This window comes from Anabaena sp. AL93 (genome assembly GCF_001672085.1).
GTDB classification, from domain to species: Bacteria; Cyanobacteriota; Cyanobacteriia; order Cyanobacteriales; family Nostocaceae; genus Dolichospermum; species Dolichospermum heterosporum.
This window is the reverse complement of sequence record NZ_LJOU01000051.1, coordinates 1-16,075: the sequence shown is the minus strand read 5'-3', so window position 1 is coordinate 16,075 and position 16,075 is coordinate 1. Positions and strand designations below refer to the sequence as shown.

15 protein-coding genes are annotated in these 16,075 nt (G+C 38.7%); 7 read left to right on the top strand and 8 right to left on the bottom strand.

All coding sequences use genetic code 11. The features are described 5' to 3' along the window. Positions 1–130 precede the first annotated feature (130 nt). From AN486_RS14395 to AN486_RS14385, 3 genes are all read right to left on the bottom strand, one after another. Positions 131–592 carry a tetratricopeptide repeat protein gene (locus AN486_RS14395; protein WP_053538607.1) on the bottom strand — a complete coding sequence of 154 codons (462 nt, stop codon included), beginning with the start codon at positions 590–592 and terminating at the stop codon, positions 131–133. Positions 593–596: 4 nt separating this feature from the next. Further along, entirely contained in the window at positions 597–1,538 is a 942-nt protein-coding gene (locus AN486_RS14390) for a homogentisate phytyltransferase (RefSeq protein ID WP_290601222.1), read from the bottom strand. A 165-nt stretch (positions 1,539–1,703) separates the two neighbouring features. Continuing rightward, positions 1,704–2,546 (bottom strand): methyltransferase domain-containing protein, encoded by an 843-nt coding sequence (locus tag AN486_RS14385; protein ID WP_290601221.1) that lies wholly within the window; start codon positions 2,544–2,546, stop codon positions 1,704–1,706. 282 nt (positions 2,547–2,828) lie between these two features. Here AN486_RS14385 and AN486_RS14380 point away from each other — a divergent pair, with 282 nt between their 5' ends. Further along, the gene (locus AN486_RS14380; RefSeq protein WP_027402351.1) at positions 2,829–4,184 is read left to right on the top strand and encodes a TrkH family potassium uptake protein; all 1,356 of its coding nucleotides are present in this window, start codon (positions 2,829–2,831) and stop codon (positions 4,182–4,184) included. A gap of 194 nt (positions 4,185–4,378) precedes the next feature. Further along, positions 4,379–5,074 carry a TrkA family potassium uptake protein gene (locus AN486_RS14375; protein ID WP_027402359.1) on the top strand — a complete coding sequence of 232 codons (696 nt, stop codon included), beginning with the start codon at positions 4,379–4,381 and terminating at the stop codon, positions 5,072–5,074. Between the two features lie 116 nt (positions 5,075–5,190). Here AN486_RS14375 and AN486_RS14370 read toward each other — a convergent pair whose 3' ends face one another. Further along, positions 5,191–6,255: a tetratricopeptide repeat protein gene (locus tag AN486_RS14370; RefSeq protein ID WP_242032223.1), complete on the bottom strand. Its 1,065-nt coding sequence runs from the start codon at positions 6,253–6,255 to the stop codon at positions 5,191–5,193. A 277-nt stretch (positions 6,256–6,532) separates the two neighbouring features. Continuing rightward, entirely contained in the window at positions 6,533–7,669 is a 1,137-nt protein-coding gene (gene queA / locus AN486_RS14365) for a tRNA preQ1(34) S-adenosylmethionine ribosyltransferase-isomerase QueA (protein ID WP_190382314.1), read from the bottom strand. A 274-nt stretch (positions 7,670–7,943) separates the two neighbouring features. On the opposite strand from queA, the gene AN486_RS14360 reads away from it, so the two are divergent. Continuing rightward, positions 7,944–8,333, top strand: coding sequence for a hypothetical protein (locus AN486_RS14360; RefSeq protein WP_027402361.1), 390 nt, complete (start codon positions 7,944–7,946; stop codon positions 8,331–8,333). 52 nt (positions 8,334–8,385) lie between these two features. Here the strand turns inward: AN486_RS14360 and AN486_RS14355 are convergent, their stop codons facing one another. After that, positions 8,386–8,826: a YraN family protein gene (locus tag AN486_RS14355; protein ID WP_168634826.1), complete on the bottom strand. Its 441-nt coding sequence runs from the start codon at positions 8,824–8,826 to the stop codon at positions 8,386–8,388. Positions 8,827–8,840: 14 nt separating this feature from the next. Between AN486_RS14355 and AN486_RS14350 the strand changes: the two genes are divergently transcribed. After that, a complete protein-coding gene (locus tag AN486_RS14350; RefSeq protein ID WP_290601220.1) occupies positions 8,841–9,344 on the top strand; it encodes a pentapeptide repeat-containing protein in 504 nt (167 codons plus the stop codon). Between the two features lie 63 nt (positions 9,345–9,407). On the opposite strand, the gene AN486_RS14345 is transcribed toward AN486_RS14350, so the two are convergent. Beyond that, positions 9,408–10,019: a Uma2 family endonuclease gene (locus tag AN486_RS14345; protein WP_290601219.1), complete on the bottom strand. Its 612-nt coding sequence runs from the start codon at positions 10,017–10,019 to the stop codon at positions 9,408–9,410. A 329-nt stretch (positions 10,020–10,348) separates the two neighbouring features. Between AN486_RS14345 and AN486_RS14340 the strand changes: the two genes are divergently transcribed. Both AN486_RS14340 and AN486_RS14335 read left to right on the top strand, forming a co-directional pair. Continuing rightward, positions 10,349–11,239 (top strand): DUF4922 domain-containing protein, encoded by an 891-nt coding sequence (locus AN486_RS14340; protein WP_053538614.1) that lies wholly within the window; start codon positions 10,349–10,351, stop codon positions 11,237–11,239. A 74-nt stretch (positions 11,240–11,313) separates the two neighbouring features. Beyond that, entirely contained in the window at positions 11,314–12,672 is a 1,359-nt protein-coding gene (locus tag AN486_RS14335) for a cysteine desulfurase-like protein (protein ID WP_053538615.1), read from the top strand. 90 nt (positions 12,673–12,762) lie between these two features. Here the strand turns inward: AN486_RS14335 and AN486_RS14330 are convergent, their stop codons facing one another. Next, entirely contained in the window at positions 12,763–15,036 is a 2,274-nt protein-coding gene (locus AN486_RS14330; protein ID WP_168634822.1) for a bifunctional (p)ppGpp synthetase/guanosine-3',5'-bis(diphosphate) 3'-pyrophosphohydrolase, read from the bottom strand. Between the two features lie 291 nt (positions 15,037–15,327). Here AN486_RS14330 and patD point away from each other — a divergent pair, with 291 nt between their 5' ends. Then, positions 15,328–15,684, top strand: a complete 357-nt coding sequence (gene patD, locus AN486_RS14325) for a heterocyst frequency control protein PatD (protein WP_168634821.1) — start codon at positions 15,328–15,330, stop codon at positions 15,682–15,684. Positions 15,685–16,075: the final 391 nt, after the last annotated feature.

Here is a 16,075-nt window from a genome sequence, read left to right as displayed (position 1 = left end):
CTCATCTTACCAGAACACCCGGATTTCTTCCTACTGCCTATTTCTTCAAATACAAGTATCAGGGCAAACACGGGGAGATAAGTCAGATCCCCGACTTCTTTAAGAAGTCGGGGATCTTGTTGTTAAAAAATCACAGGTTAGACATTTTATCTAACAAAAGGCTGACCTTTTTCGCCCTTTCTGGTTGACGCTGTTTCTGCAATAATTCTTTCGCTTGAAGTAAATTAGCTTTAGCTTCTACTTCCTGTTGTTCCTGCATGAGAATATTTGCTAAACGTAAATAAGCATCGGGATTTTTAGGACTGCTATCAATTACTTCACAGAATAATGCTTTTGCTTCGGCAATTTGTCCTTTCTGATTTAAAATATCCCCTAATAACAAACGTACCATATCATTTGTAGAGTTGATGGCAATAACCTTTCTCAAAACTATTTCGGCATTTTCAAAATCTTTGGCTTGATAAAAATTGATGCCTTTCTGAAATAAGTTAGAGGTAATCAATGTTTTGATACTCAAATAACCAAGAATGGCAAGACCAAAAATAACTACAGAAATGGCTATCAGATCAGAAGTAGGAAATGTTTCTAACATGAGTTTAAGCTAATAAACAGGAGACGGGAAAAATTAGGTATTCAATGAAAAACAATTTCCAGATAAATTGATAGAAATTAGTAATGGCTTGTTTATCTTGTAAATCAACTCCTGCACCTTGCCACCACATGACAATTAAAGCTACGGTATGGGTGATTAAGATGAAGATAGTGTTGACTTCCGCAAGATGGAATAACGCTACTAAAATCATGCCGAGATAACAGATTGTTAATACCCAAAGTGCAAGATTAAATACTTTTTGTTGTCCGAGTTGGAGGGTGAAAGTTGTGATATTGTAAAATCTATCTCCTTCCATATCAGGAATATCTTTGAAGATAGCGATCGCAAATGTAAATACCAAGATAAACACAGTTAAAGCCCAAACTGCACCCGGAATCCCTTGGCTTCTTTGCAATACCCAACTAAAATGCAGAAACAAACCTAAATTAACAATTGTTCCCCGCACCGAAAAAATACACAAAGCAGCCCAAAAAGGAAACTGTTTTAACCGAATTGGCGGTAAAGAATAAGCCGTACCAATTGCTAAACTTATTGTCACCATGCCCATTAAAAACGGTCCAGTTAGCCATGCTAAAGCTAAGGCAACAATACCAGCAATAATAACAATTAATTGTCCTTGTCCTCTCGTAAATTCCCCCGATGCTAGAGGTAAATCAGGTTTATTGATTTTATCAATGTCAATATCTTCTAATTGATTCAAACCAACAATATAAATATTGCCACTTATGCAAGCAACCCATGTTGCTAAAATCTGACTAATATGCAAACTAGAAAAATTTGTTGAAGTGACACCCAGGGTAATTAAATATAAACCCAAGACACTCAAAGTTGTTCCCATAATTGTATGGGGACGGGAAAACTTCCAAAAAGAATAAAACCAACTTCCTGGAAAAATAGCAGAACTTTGTTTATAAAATTGATTCATTTTTTGCTCTTTTTTGTTCGTAAGCACCTAAAGGAATTGAACTTATACCATTTCTTTATGAAACTGCGCCGAATTTCCTAACCTTATCTTTTTCTTCTCTGTGTCCTCTGTGCCTCTGTGGTTCGTTTATCCTTAAATTGAGTACATCTTTAAACAGAATTGGACTTATTTTGTCCCGCGTAATAATCCAAACCGAACCAATCCAGTTTCATAACCTCGACGCATTAAACCTAAAGATAATGCCCCCTGAATTGTAGTCCAACCAGCCATTAATAAACCGATAAATGCTTGGGGTGTAAATGCCGAATCAATGACAACATTCCAAAAAGGAGCAACTGCGGTTGACCAATCAGCCGTGCGAATATTATTTAATGGTAATTGCCAAGCGATCGCTTCATACTCCGCTAAAGAAATAACATAAGGCAAACAATAGACTCGGTAAATATCCTCCAAGTGCTTTTGTTCATCTGCTGTCAGTGGTGACTTATCCGTATTCCGATGACACCATGTCACCATAATCAAAGTTCCACCGGGCTTTAACACGCGATAACACTCTTGCAAAAACTTAGTTTTATCTGGCATATGTTCACCACTTTCCAGTGACCAGACCAAATCAAAAGAATTATCCTCAAAAGGCATTTCCTGAGCATTAGCAACCATGAATCTAGTTTTTTGACTCAAATTCATTGCCAAAGACCTTTCAGTAGCCCTAGCAGCTTGTACAGGACTCAGTGTAATTCCCGTGGCATTTGCCCCAAACTTCTCAGCTAAGTATAAAGAACTACCACCAATCCCACAGCCGACATCAAGAATATTTTTTGCACCCTTAACATCAGCCCATTTTAACAATTCTTCAATTAAATCAATTTGTGCCTGACGGCGTTCTTTCACCTGTTTACCATCTACGCCATAATAACCGTGGTGCATATGTTCCCCCCAAATCTGTTCCCACAGACTGGAAGAAGCATCGTAAAATTCCTGAATTTGTTTGTAAAGTATTTGACTCATGAATTTAATAATAATAAAGATGAGAAGAAACTGCAAAAAAAACTTATTCTTAGGCTACCATCTATGTTTTTAATTAGATATAACGGTATGCACTTGAATGAAATACAGTCATAAGCCCCCTCCTCGCTTGCGGGGAGGGGGTTGGGGGTGGGGTTCTTGTATTTCACTCAACCAATAACCGCTATAGGGATATTTTTACGCCAGGGAATAACTCATTAATTCTACCTTGGGAATATATAAAAATAACCTAACTGCATGAAATTTCTTCATTTTTAATCACTTATGACTGTTGCGCGGACAATTTGTTTGGGATTTATTGCTGTCATTCTTTTGGGAGCAATTCTCTTAACAATGCCTTTTTCAACTGGTAACGGTAATTGGAATGACCCAATTGTTGCCCTATTTACTTCAACTTCAGCGGTTTGTGTCACAGGATTAGCAGTGGTAGATACTGGGACTGAATTTTCCTTTCTAGGTCAGTTATTTATTGCTCTATTAGCCCAAATTGGTGGTTTAGGTTATATGACAACTACCACATTTTTAATGTTATTAATTGGTAGAAAGTTTGACCTCAGACAGAAAGTAGCAATTCAACAAGCTTTAGACCGTCCAGGCATGAGTGGTAGCTCTCAAATTATCCGTTCTATTATTGCGACTACCTTGTTGTTTGAACTCACGGGAGTATTTTTATTAATGATAGCTTTTGTTCCCGAAAAAGGTTGGCAAGAAGGAACTTGGTTAGCTATTTTTCACAGTGTCAGTGCTTGGAACAATGCTGGATTTAGTTTATTTAAAGATAATTTAATTGGCTATCAATCTTCTCCTTTAGTGATTATCACAATTGGCTGTTTAATTATCTTTGGAGGTATTGGTTATCAAGTAATTTTGGATATGTATTTGTGGTTGCGAGACAGCTTTACCTATCAAGGTAATCGCCTCGTTAGAAAGACAAGTTGTTTAATATTCTCTCTAGATTTTAAGGTTGCTACTAGCACAACTTTAATATTATTAGTGCTAGGAACAATTGCAATTTTCTTTATAGAAATCAGAAACGATAGCGTCTTTGGACAATTAAGTTTATCTGATAAAATATTAGCCGCTTGGTTTCAGTCAGTCAGTACCAGAACCGCTGGTTTTAACAGCATTGACATTGGGAAAATGACTAATGCGGGATTATTCATTATGATTGCACTGATGTTTATTGGTGCAAGTCCAGGAGGTACAGGAGGAGGAATCAAAACCACTACTTTACGAGTTCTGACCAGTTGTACAAAGGCAATTCTCCAAGGCAAAGAAGAGGTATTATTATATAATCGTAAAATTGCCATTTCTTTAATTTTAAAAGCTGTGGGGGTGGTGTTCGGTTCATTAGCAACAGTGATTTTTGCCACCATTTTAATTAGTATTACCGACCCCAAATTGGCTTTTATTCAAATTCTTTTTGAAGTAGTATCAGCCTTTGGTACAGTCGGACTTTCCACAGGGATTACAGCTACTCTTTCTACCGCAGCAAAATTAATTTTAATTCTCACCATGTATATTGGTCGCGTTGGTATTTTATTATTGATGTCATCTATACTAGGTGATCCTCGTCCTAGCAGAATTCACTATCCCGAAGAAAATCTCCTTGTTGGATAATTACAGCGGTTTCCGCTCTTATGAGGTGCATCTTAGTCCCCTCATCGCACCCCCCTAAATCCCCCCGCAGCGGGGGGAAGAAAAGGATAAGCTTTTGATACTGGAGGGGGTTAGGGGTGGGGTTCTTGTACCTCATAACATCGGGAAGTGCTGTAGGATTTAGCGAACAACTAACAACTGACAACTGACAAATCATGAACCTTTCATCCTTAAAATTTCTTCGCAGTTTACGTAAAGATAACCACCAATTTGCTGTAATTGGATTAGGTCGTTTTGGTCGTTCTGTTTGTTCAACATTGCATAATTTAGGTTATCAAGTATTAGCTACAGATGTTGATGAAAAACGGGTTTCCGAAGCATTGAATGAAGAAATAGTTGGTCATGCTTTGCAACTCGATTCAACTGAATCAGCAGCCCTGAAAGAAGCCGGAATTTTTGAATTTGATACCGTTATTGTCGCCATTGGTAACTACGTTCAGGAAAGTATTATTACTACCTTAAATGTGAAAGAAGGTGGTGTACCTCACGTAGTTGCAAAAGCCTCTAGTGAAGTTCACCGCAAATTATTACAACGAGTGGGCGCAGATCATGTAGTATTTCCTGAATATGAAGCTGGTTGTGCTTTAGCAAGAACACTCACTAAACCGGGAATTTTAGAAAGATTTGATCTTGACCCAGATAACAGTATTGTGGAGTTAATTGTCCCTGATGAATTTCATGGGAAAACTATTGCTGAACTGCAACTGCGTAACCGCTACGGTTTAAATATGTTGGCTGTAAGTCATGATGGTAAATTTATCATTAATCCCGAACCAACTAAACGTTTAGAAAAAGGTTCTGCAATGGTAGTAATTGGTTGTAATAAAGATATTAATCGTTTACCAATATAGGGAACAGGGAACAGGGAATAGGGAATAGGGAATAGGGAATAGGGAACAGGGAATAATAATTTTTCAATGACAAATGACAAATGACAAATGACAAATGATAAATGATAAATGACAAATTATTTTGGATTTGTGATTTGTTTATCTGGTGTCAAATTCGGTAAAGTAGTTTTCTCAGTTGTCGAAGTATTTGCAGGTAAGTCTTCAACAGGGGGAAGATTTGCAGGTGCTTGTTCAACTGGTGGAGTAGTAACTGCCGTTGCGCTACCGGGTTGATTTACAGGCGATTTTTTGGGTGCTAAAATTTGGGCAATTTGTTGGATGATTTGTTCAGTTTTGGCAACTTGCTCAGTATTTCCTGCTGTTACGTACTGTTGACGAGCGCGTCTTAATGCTTGAGCGGATTCCTTAAAGACACCTTGATTATATAAAGCTACTCCTAAGTTATAGTGAGCAGAGGTGTTTTTAGGATTTTGCAGAATTGCTGCTTTATAAATATTAATTGCTTCGGCAATTTTACCTTGATTTACTAAAAGACTACCTAAATTATTGTAAGCTACAGAATTTTCAGGATCTATTTTTAAAACTTCCCGATAGGCGGAAATCGCCGATTCTACTTGACCTTCTTGTTGTTGAACAATTGCTAAGTTGAAATAAGCATTTTCATGATTTCTATCTAAATTAATTGCTTGTTCATAAGCAGAAATAGCATCTTGACGCTGATCTTGTTCATAGAATAAAACCCCCAAATTATAATGAGCATCAGCCAATGTGGGAGTTACCACTAAGGCTTGACGATAAGCTGTAATAGCGGCTTCTTTTTGTCCCTGTTTTTGTAAAGCTACACCCAAATTATAATAAGCTGATCCCAAATTGGGATTTAATCTAATGGCTTCTCCAAATTCTTGGATAGCTAGATCTAAATGATTTTGTTGTAAAAGAATATTACCTAAATAATTTCGGGCTGCACCAATATTAGGATCTCGCTCTAAGGCTTTACGAAAAGCCATTTCCGAACCTTGATAGTCTTGACGATTATAAAATGTCACTCCCTGTTGAAAAGATATAGCTGCTTCTAAATCTTGGGAAACAACTTCTGCTGCTGATACCTGACTGTTGGGAGAATTAATAATTGCAGGTAAAGTCAAGATTAAAAATGCAGAAGAAGTAGAAAGGATACTCATTAACACTTGCTTGTATGTAGCCCTAGCTATGTTAAAAGACGGATATTTATGGCATTTTTGATACATGACTTACTACCCTTTGGTTATACTGAATCTAATCTAAGTAACTGGGCATAATTAAATATAAGACCTCTCTCCAAACCTCTTCCCTTGCAGGGGAGAGGCTTTGACTCCCCATTCCCTGGTAGGGAAGGGGGCTGGGAGGTTAGGTCTATCTTATATTTTTTAACGCCTACCTACTTATCTAAATTAGATTATCCATCACTTCATCAAAAATTCATAATTGAATACTTTTCCCTTCTGGTAAGATCAACATAGCATCACCGAAAGAGTAGAAGCGGTATTCAGAACTAATTGCTTGCTGGTAAAGATCCAATAATCTTTCTCTACCAATTAAAGCACTAACCAGCATCAATAAACTAGAACGGGGTAAATGAAAATTGGTGATTAACCCCTCCACAACCTGCCATTTATAGCCCGGATAAATAAACAAATTTGTCTTCCCGACAAAGGGCTGTAAATCCCCAGATTGCGCCGCACCTTCCAAAGCTCTTACCGCTGTTGTCCCTACCGCAATAATTCGTCCCCCAGCAGCCTGAGTAGCCCGAATTTGCTCAACGGTATCAGCAGGAACTTCAATCCATTCTTCGTGCATGGCGTGGGTAGTGACATCTTCTACTTCCACTGGGCGGAAAGTACCGATACCAACATGAAGGGTAATAAAGGCTTGATTAATCCCACAATTACGCAGCTTTTCTAGTAATTCCGGTGTAAAATGTAATCCTGCTGTTGGGGCGGCGATCGCTCCCTGTTGAGCTGCATACACCGTCTGATACTGTTCATCAGCCGCAGTAGAAGCCGTAATATAAGGAGGTAGGGGAATCTGTCCAAACTTCCCTAACACCTGCACTAAAGGAACTGCTGGGGGCAAATCAAACTGTAATAATCGCCCCCCAGTTTCTGGATCTGACTCAACAACTGTCGCCCTCAATTCCTGTTTATTCCCATCTCCTCCCGCTGTAAAAATAATCTCACTACCCACCTTAAAGCGCTTTCCAGGCTTCACCAAAGCCAACCAGCAATTATGCCCTCGTTCCTCCAATAGCAACACCTCCACCCCCGCACCTGTATCCTTACAGCCATATAGCCGAGCGGGAATTACCTTTGTATTATTCATAATCAATAAATCACCCGGTTTCAGCAATTCCGACAAATCACGGAAAATGTGATGTAGAGGTGGTATAGTTTTAGCAGTTTCGGGAGAATTTACCACCAATAACTTAGAACTATCTCTAGGAACAGCAGGGTTTTGGGCGATTAGTCCTGGTGGAAGTTCGTAGTCATAACTAGACAACGAACAATCTAAATTAACATTTTGTGTTTTCGCTTTATCTTGTATTATTTGTCGCTTCATATTAATCAAGTAATTGTTAAATTGTTATAATAGTATGCACTTAAATGAGCTACAAAACTTACTGTAACCGCTATACATCACTTTTACTGCCTTTTCTTTCCATCTTCTTCATTCTGACTCCTGACTGGGCGCAGGCCCTGCGCCCCTACCTCCTGACTCCTGAATTATTGGGTAAATCTCCCCATAGAATAACGGGTGCTTTTACCCTACCGGGAACTCCACCCCATTAACGAAGATAGATAGGTAGAACTAAATTGAATCCCATAACACTATGATGGAATACTTGTACTATCTAGGCAATGCCACACTCACCCTGAGAATCGTTCAATACTTACATGGTAGACCACAACTTCCCGTTTCCTTTGTGAGCGTGATTCATCAAATTAATGGTTGGGTAGTCAGAATTAAACTCAAAGAAACAGTCTCAGATCAACAAGATGGTGATTTTCGAGCTTTCTTGAGTGAATTGGGAATTAGCTATCAGCCACCAATGAGAGTCCAAATGGCATTTTGGAGTTTGGAATCTGGACAAACACCCATAGACGTAATGCGTCGTTACCAAGTAGCAGTTGTTTCTCATGGTAGCCCGGAAAGAGAAGAAATTGAAGCATTTAGACAACAGTTTGTTCGAGGTTTAGGGTATTGTCCAGAAACACTCGCTTAAACAATGCTAAATTAAGTGTCACAACGTAAAAATAATTTTGCAATCATGATTATTACTGTTCAAAAGCTGCCTCAATATATTGTAGCAGCTTAAATTCATATCCAGATATAGATAAACGCTCTAAAAATTCTTCGCTAATAATCTTTTTACTTTGTAATTGATAATGAACAAGTGCCACATCGAAGCGACAAGCATAATCAGCTTTTTGTGGATATTCAGCTAAAAATATTTCCGCAGTCCGCCAGATTTTTGCTTGTTTTTGGGGAGTAATGGCATTTTTTCCCCCTTCATCCCAATTACCAGAACTCCGGGTTTTCACTTCAACAAACGCCAGCATTGTGTCTTGATATTGGGCAATAATATCAATTTCTCCCCAACGACAACAAAAGCGCCGCTGCAAAACTTCCCAACCTGTAGATTGTAACCATTTGGCTACTAGGTCTTCACCTATGTTACCAATATCTGCATAATTAAATGGAGAAGGATTAGCCATTAATTAACAATACCATGAATACTAAGCATCCCAATTGGATAAGTATACTCAGTTTATTACTTTGGGTGATGATTTCCACCACAGTCTTAGCAGCTTTTGTCCCTTCTGCTGTAGCACTGGAATATAACAAAGAAATTCTTATCAGTGCTGATTTTTCTGGACGTGATTTAACAGATTCTAGTTTTACTAAAGCAAATCTTCGCTACAGTAATTTTAGTCACTCTAATTTAAGAGGTGTTAGTTTTTTCGCCGCCAATCTAGAATCAGCAAATTTACAGGGAGCAGACCTAACTAATGCTACACTTGATTCAGCGCGGTTAATTAGAGCCGATTTAACCAACGCCGTTTTAGAAGGAGCATTTGCAGCTGGTGCCAAATTTGATGGTGCTATAATCGAGGGTGCAGATTTTACTGATGTACTACTGCGTCGAGATGAACAAAAGAAACTATGTATGGTGGCAAAAGGTACTAATCCCGTGACAGGAAGGGAGACAAGAGATACCTTATATTGTTCTTAGATTCAGATCACAGATCAGATCCCCGACTTCTTTGAGAATTCGGGGATCTGACGCTTACAGTATTTATATATTTTGTAAAATTTGTGAAAGTGTTAATTTGAGTTCTGGAAATAATGGCGATATAATTAAATCATCACCTCTAAATTGATTAACTATGTATTCATCATCAACTAAAGAATAAATAGAAATAGTTGGTTGTTTAGGATTACCAATAAATCTCTTACCACCGAAAGCACCATAATCAACTATCCAATATTCAGGAATACCCATTGATTCATAATCGTTGGTTTTATGAGTATAATCTGTTTGCCAATTACTGCTAACAATTTCTATCACTAAAGGAACTGAAGCAGCTTGAGTAATGGTTGATTCTTTTTTCCACAAAGGTTCATTAGGTAAGTTGGCAGGATTGAGTAATAAAATATCAGGTGAATAGGCAGATTCAGATTTTGGTGTTTTGATTAATGTTGTTTTAGGTATGAGGTAAGAAAGATTAAGTCTATCTAATTCTCCTGATATCTTACGGGCTAAAAAACCAATTACGAATTCATGATCTCCTACTGGTGGGTTCATTTCTACAATTTTTCCATTGTGCAATTCATAACGTGATCCTGTTTCTGGATAGGATTGGATAAACTCCTCAAAGCTGACTGATTTGGTTAAGGTTTGAACCATGATTCACCTCTTGAATGGTGATAATTTGCTGATTTTAATTATACTATACAATATCTTGTCCATTTTTTGTAGGTCGGGTTAAGCGACAGCGCAACCCGATGCATTTGTTGGGTTATGGCTATGGCTCCTACGTCGCCACTCAAGCTATCGCCACACTTCATGAACGTACCTCAACCCAACATTGGCGTTAAGATAGTAAGAGTTGTTGGGTTTCCTTGCGTCAACCCAACCTACAATAAATGTTTACATAAAGCGAAATGTAGAGCCGAAATTATTGATTTTATGTAACCAATTTATGATATAAAATTGTTAGTTATCTCCTATAAAATATGCACCAGCAGGAAATCCGACTTAAACCCGGTACATTATGGACAAGTCTCAAAAAAACCACCGAACTGGCTTTAAAATCTGGAGCTTTAAAATCTATTCCCACAGAGGTGGAAATTTTTGAACAAGATGGAATCAAGTTTGTTGTCAGAATTTTAGAAAATATCAATCGCAAAAAAGCTGATCAAGAAAAACAAAATCAAAAAACTGCTAAAACTGGTAAAGAATTTAATCCTTTTTTACCTTATGAAGAAGCTTTATTTGTGGCGGATATCTCCCCTACTCACGTTTGTATTTTAAATAAATTCAATGTTGTTGATTATCACTTTTTGATAATTACCCGCGCTTTTGAACCACAGGAAAGCCTACTTACCCTAGAAGATTTTACAGCTATGTGGGCTTGTTTAGCAGAATTTGATGGGTTAGTATTTTATAACGGTGGTAAACTTGCTGGTGCGAGTCAACCACATAAACATTTACAAATTGTCCCTTTTGCAGAAACAGATATTCCCATTTCACCACTTGTAAAAGCCGCAAAATTAGATAATTCCCTGGGAACTATCCCAGAATTTCCCTTTGTACACGCTTCCACTGAAATTAACTTGGGAGAAAGTGCCGAAATAACTTTCAAAAAATATCATACATTACTACAAACCTTGGGAATTAACCCCCTAGAAAATAATATCCAATCAGGAGCATATAATCTTTTAATGACACGAGAATGGATGTTAATTGTTCCCAGAAAATTTGAAGAATTTGAATCAATTTCTGTGAACTCATTGGGGTTTGCAGGGGCATTGTTAGTCAAAAATCAACAACAAATGCAACTATTAAAAAATATTAGCCCTATTAACCTTTTAAATCATGTTGCTTTTCCTCTACAACAACATTGAATCTTAGACTACAATATAAATTAATATATTTCTCCCTTTGCGCGAAACAAAAATCATCAAAAAGAGGAAAAATCATGGAATCTCTGGATATAAAATGGATTCGTTCCCAGTTTCCCGCACTCACACAAACAATCAACGGAAAACCAGCAATTTTCTTTGATGGACCCGGTGGCACACAAGTACCCGGTGGTGTACTAGACGCAATTAGTGATTATTTAGTCAGGTCAAATGCTAATGCTCACGGTGCTTTTACTACCAGTATGCGAACCGATGCCTTGATTATTTCTGCCAGGTCGGCGATCGCCGACTTTCTGGGATGCGATCATGATGAAGTAGTATTTGGCGCAAATATGACCACCCTCACCTTCTCCGTGAGTCGCGCTATCGGTAGAGAACTCCAACCCGGTGATGAAATAATTGTTACAGACTTAGACCATGCAGCCAACATTTCTCCCTGGTATGCTTTAGAAGAAAAAGGTGTGATTATTCGGACAGTTAATATTAATATTGCCGACTGTACATTAGATTTAACCGATTTAGAAAAAAAGATAAATTCCCGCACCAAACTAGTAGCAGTAACTTACGCTTCCAACGCCGTCGGCACAATTAATGATATTGCTAAAATAGTTAAAATTGCCCATAGTTTCGGAGCTTTAGTATATGTTGATGCCGTCCATTACGCCCCCCATGCACCAATAAATGTTCATCATTTAGACTGTGATTTTCTCGCCTGTTCCGCCTACAAATTCTTCGCTCCCCATCTAGGAATTCTTTACGGAAAAAGAGAACATTTAACCAGATTTTCCCCTTATAAAGTTAAACCCGCATCAGAAGAAGTCCCTTCCAGATGGGAAACAGGAACATTAAATCATGAAGGTTTAGCAGGATTAGTAGCAGCAATTAATTATTTAGCAAAATTAGGTTGTCATGTTTCCCCAACCTTAGATAACGAATTACTTTCCTCCTTAATAGAAGCCGATAGAGAAGGCTTAACCACCTTCCATTGTCCTCGATTCCTAACCGAAATAGCCCAACCAAACCACAAATTAGCATCAGCCTATCATAGTCGTCGAGCCGCATTATTATCAGCCATGTCAGCCATTCAACAATACGAAAGAGAATTAAGTAAAAAATTGATTTCAGGATTATTAAAAATCCCTGGTTTAACCCTCTATGGAATTACCGAACCCAGCCAATTTACATGGCGCACACCAACAGTATCCATTCGCATGACAGAAAAAACACCAGCAACCATAGCCAAAATATTAGGAGAACAGGGAATATTCGCTTGGTACGGAAACTTCTATGCAACCAACCTCACCGAAAAATTAGACGTAGAAACATCAGGCGGCTTATTACGAATAGGACTAGCCCATTACAACACAGCCGCAGAAATAGATCAACTTCTACAAACCCTCAATGAAATCGCGTAACAACCTTAAATCACAGCCATTTTCATATATTTTCTTCCTTTGCGCCTTTGCGCCTTTGCGTGAGATAATGAAAATAGCTGTAACACCCCACTAACCGCAGTCCTCAGTCTCACAAACACGGCGAATATTGAGAATATCACTCATTTTCTTGAGTTGCACAAATAAATGTTCCAACTGAGAACAATCGCGGACATCAATTCCCAAATCCATCAACGCAGGTTGTCCCAAACAAGTTTTCACTTGAGCATGACGAACATTAATACCCTGATCACTCAAGCGTGACAATACATCTTTCAATACTCCCACCCTGTCCATAGCCTCAATTTGCACATTAACCGGATAAGTATGGGGACGGCTGCGGTTTTCCATAGCCAAATTCCAGCGCACTGGTACTAACCGCTCACACTCAATAGGATCTACATTATGACAGCCTTGGCGGTGGATAGAAATTCCTCTTCCTCGTGTGACTACACCCACAATTGCTTCACCGGGAATGGGGTTACAACAGCCAGCAATATGATGAACCAAACCCTCCATACCAATAATCGGGGAATCACTAGCACGGGAAGTAATTAGTGGGGTATCCCGTGAGGATTTTGGCGTTGGTTCTTTGGGGATAAATGGGACAACATCACTTACTGGTTGTCTAGCTTTCACAACTTCTCGCCAACGGTTCAGCGCTAAATTCGAGGTAATTTCCCCATAACCCAAACCGGCAAGTAAATCTTCCACACTGTGATAATTACATTTTTCCGCGACAGTGTGCATAGCATCTGATTTGAGCAAATTCTCAAAACCAGTTTTCCCCAATTCCTTCTCTAATAAATCCCGTCCTCTGGCGATATTTTCTTCCCGGCGCGATCGCTTGTACCACTGTTTAATTCGATACTTCGCCGCTGAAGTGCTAACAAAATTTAACCAATCCAAACTAGGATGACTATTCTTTTGAGTAATAATGTCCACAATATCGCCATTATGCAAGCGCGTTGACAAAGGCACAATGCGACCATTAACCCGCGCTCCCGCACAGTGGTTTCCCACTTCCGTATGAATCCGATAAGCAAAATCAATACTTGTAGAACCAGGACTTAAAGGAACAACATCCCCCTTTGGGGTGAAGACATAAACATCATCTTCAAATAGATTATCCTTAACACTATCTAAGTATTCCTGAGCATCTTTTAAATCACTTTGCCAATCTAGCAACTGGCGCAACCAAGTAAACTTTTCATCAGAGCCTGTGACGGAAGTATTCTCAGAACCCCCAGTTTCTTTATACTTCCAATGGGCAGCAATTCCGTACTCCGCGATATGGTGCATTTCCAAAGTCCGAATTTGCACCTCCAGCGGGCGACCAGTCAAGCCAATTACCCCCGTATGCAAAGACTGATAATGGTTTGGCTTTGGCAATCCAATGTAGTCCTTGAACCTACCAGGGATAGGACGAAAAGAATCATGAACAACAGCTAAAGCGCGATAGCATTCTTCATTACTTTGGACAATAATTCGCAGCGCCGCCAAGTCGTAAATTTCATGAAATTCCTTTTGCTGCCGCTGCATTTTTTGATAAATGCTATAAAGGTGTTTAGGACGACCGCTAATTTCCAAACAATTAATCCCCGCCTTGAGTAACCGACGGCGTAAAGTATCCGTAGCTTTGAGTAACTTTTCTTCCCGTGCCGTGCGTTTTTCCGCGACACATTGCTGAGTTTCTCGATAAGCCTCTGGTTCTAAATATTTAAATGCTAAATCCTCTAATTCCCACTTAATTTGCCAAATCCCTAAGCGATTCGCCAAAGGTGCAAAAATATCTCGCGTTTCCTGGGCGCTACGTTGACGACTAGCTTCTGACATATATTGGAGAGTCCGCATATTATGCAAACGGTCTGCCAGTTTCACCACAATGACACGAATATCTTGCGCCATAGCCAAAAACATTCGCCGGAAATTTTCCGCCTGACTTTCGGTTTTGCTAGTAAAATTAATTTTCGACAGCTTGGTAACACCTTCTACCAATAACCTGACTTCTGGACCAAACCGTGCTTCTATATCTTCACTTGTAACTTCTGTATCTTCAACTACATCATGAAGTAACCCGGCTGCTATCATAGCAGGACTACCACCTAGTTCACGGAGTATTTCCGCTACAGCAACCGGATGGGCAATATAAGGTTCTCCCGATTTCCGAATTTGACCACCATGTAGTTGATATGCAAACTGAAAAGCCCGACAAATTAAGGCATTACCGTTATACGTTCGGTCTTCCTCCTCTGTAAGTATTGGCGCTGGAGGTGCGATTAAACATTTGTTAAGCCAGTCTGGGAGAACAACATCAACAGGAGGTTTGACGGCTACACTACTCATAAAATAAAAAAGGTAATTTGTGGATAGGTTCAGAGATAAGCAAAAATAACAGCATTTCTATAAATAGATGCTGTTGACTGAAGGTTTAGAGACAAGGTTGGAGAGATGATGTCCTAATTGCCTGTGGTCATCATCCATTGTAGGTTTGTTTCAAACATAATCAAAAACCTATTGACGGTAAATCAAGCCTCCAAATAAAATTTGAGACTTGTGATTTTGAGCAGGAACAATGGAAAGCTTGGGGATATAAGAAAATTTTCTTGACATTAATACTATCTTAACTAGCAACAGATGTCTTTTAATTGTGATAAATATCAGGAATTGGCAACATTTCTAGACGAGTTTCGGACTAATGTAACAGCAGGTAAACTCAATGCTGGGGAGTTACGTCCGCATTTAGCCAAATTACAGGCGTTTTTTAGCCAGCAAATTGTTCCTTTGGTTGATGCTAATTCACGAGAACAATCCTATAAAACCGAAATAAGTAAGCAGTTGCGACTATTGGAAGTAGATATGATGTTTCTCCAAGGAGCAAAGCAATTAACGACATTGCAAGCTAGGTTGAAAACTATTGAAGAACGCATTGATACTTTAATTAGATATTGTCAAGCTATTACTCAACCTACGGAAGCGCAGGAATCAAAGTAGGAATTTGTCTCACGCCATTAGTTACCTTATTTGTTTGGCTTCCACACCCGCCCAGAAATGAATTTCCGGGCTAATAGCTAAAGTTTACTAAAGTGGCTCTTGCGGTACTTTTATGGTGGAAACTCAAATAACTAAAATTTAGTACCTAAAATTTATATTCATTAAGTCTCAGACTTCAGTACCAGCAAGAGATTACAAGATTTTAAATATGTTCAGATAGCAATGATGATATAATGATAATTATAAAATACAAAAGTTTTGGTGATAGCTATGAAATTTTCTGTAGATCAAATTCTCAATCTCCCAGATATGAAAGTGTTAGATTTTCAAGAAATCGAAGGGGCAGGAATAATTATAACAATAGAAAAAGCTGTTAATAATTCTACTTGTC

Excerpts from the sequence above, each read along its gene's own strand:
- AN486_RS14355 (WP_168634826.1), bottom strand. The coding sequence starts at position 8,826 with ATGGCTAATCCTTCTCCATTTAATTATGCAGATATTGGTAACATAGGT.
- AN486_RS14330 (WP_168634822.1), bottom strand. The coding sequence starts at position 15,036 with ATGAGTAGTGTAGCCGTCAAACCTCCTGTTGATGTTGTTCTCCCAGAC.
- AN486_RS14360 (WP_027402361.1), top strand. The coding sequence starts at position 7,944 with ATGGAATACTTGTACTATCTAGGCAATGCCACACTCACCCTGAGAATC.
- patD (WP_168634821.1), top strand. The coding sequence starts at position 15,328 with ATGTCTTTTAATTGTGATAAATATCAGGAATTGGCAACATTTCTAGAC.
- AN486_RS14375 (WP_027402359.1), top strand. The coding sequence starts at position 4,379 with ATGAACCTTTCATCCTTAAAATTTCTTCGCAGTTTACGTAAAGATAAC.
- AN486_RS14390 (WP_290601222.1), bottom strand. The coding sequence starts at position 1,538 with ATGAATCAATTTTATAAACAAAGTTCTGCTATTTTTCCAGGAAGTTGG.
- AN486_RS14380 (WP_027402351.1), top strand. The coding sequence starts at position 2,829 with ATGACTGTTGCGCGGACAATTTGTTTGGGATTTATTGCTGTCATTCTT.
- AN486_RS14345 (WP_290601219.1), bottom strand. The coding sequence starts at position 10,019 with ATGGTTCAAACCTTAACCAAATCAGTCAGCTTTGAGGAGTTTATCCAA.
- AN486_RS14370 (WP_242032223.1), bottom strand. The coding sequence starts at position 6,255 with ATGAGTATCCTTTCTACTTCTTCTGCATTTTTAATCTTGACTTTACCT.
- queA (WP_190382314.1), bottom strand. The coding sequence starts at position 7,669 with ATGAAGCGACAAATAATACAAGATAAAGCGAAAACACAAAATGTTAAT.
- AN486_RS14335 (WP_053538615.1), top strand. The coding sequence starts at position 11,314 with ATGGAATCTCTGGATATAAAATGGATTCGTTCCCAGTTTCCCGCACTC.
- AN486_RS14350 (WP_290601220.1), top strand. The coding sequence starts at position 8,841 with ATGAATACTAAGCATCCCAATTGGATAAGTATACTCAGTTTATTACTT.
- AN486_RS14385 (WP_290601221.1), bottom strand. The coding sequence starts at position 2,546 with ATGAGTCAAATACTTTACAAACAAATTCAGGAATTTTACGATGCTTCT.
- AN486_RS14395 (WP_053538607.1), bottom strand. The coding sequence starts at position 592 with ATGTTAGAAACATTTCCTACTTCTGATCTGATAGCCATTTCTGTAGTT.
- AN486_RS14340 (WP_053538614.1), top strand. The coding sequence starts at position 10,349 with ATGCACCAGCAGGAAATCCGACTTAAACCCGGTACATTATGGACAAGT.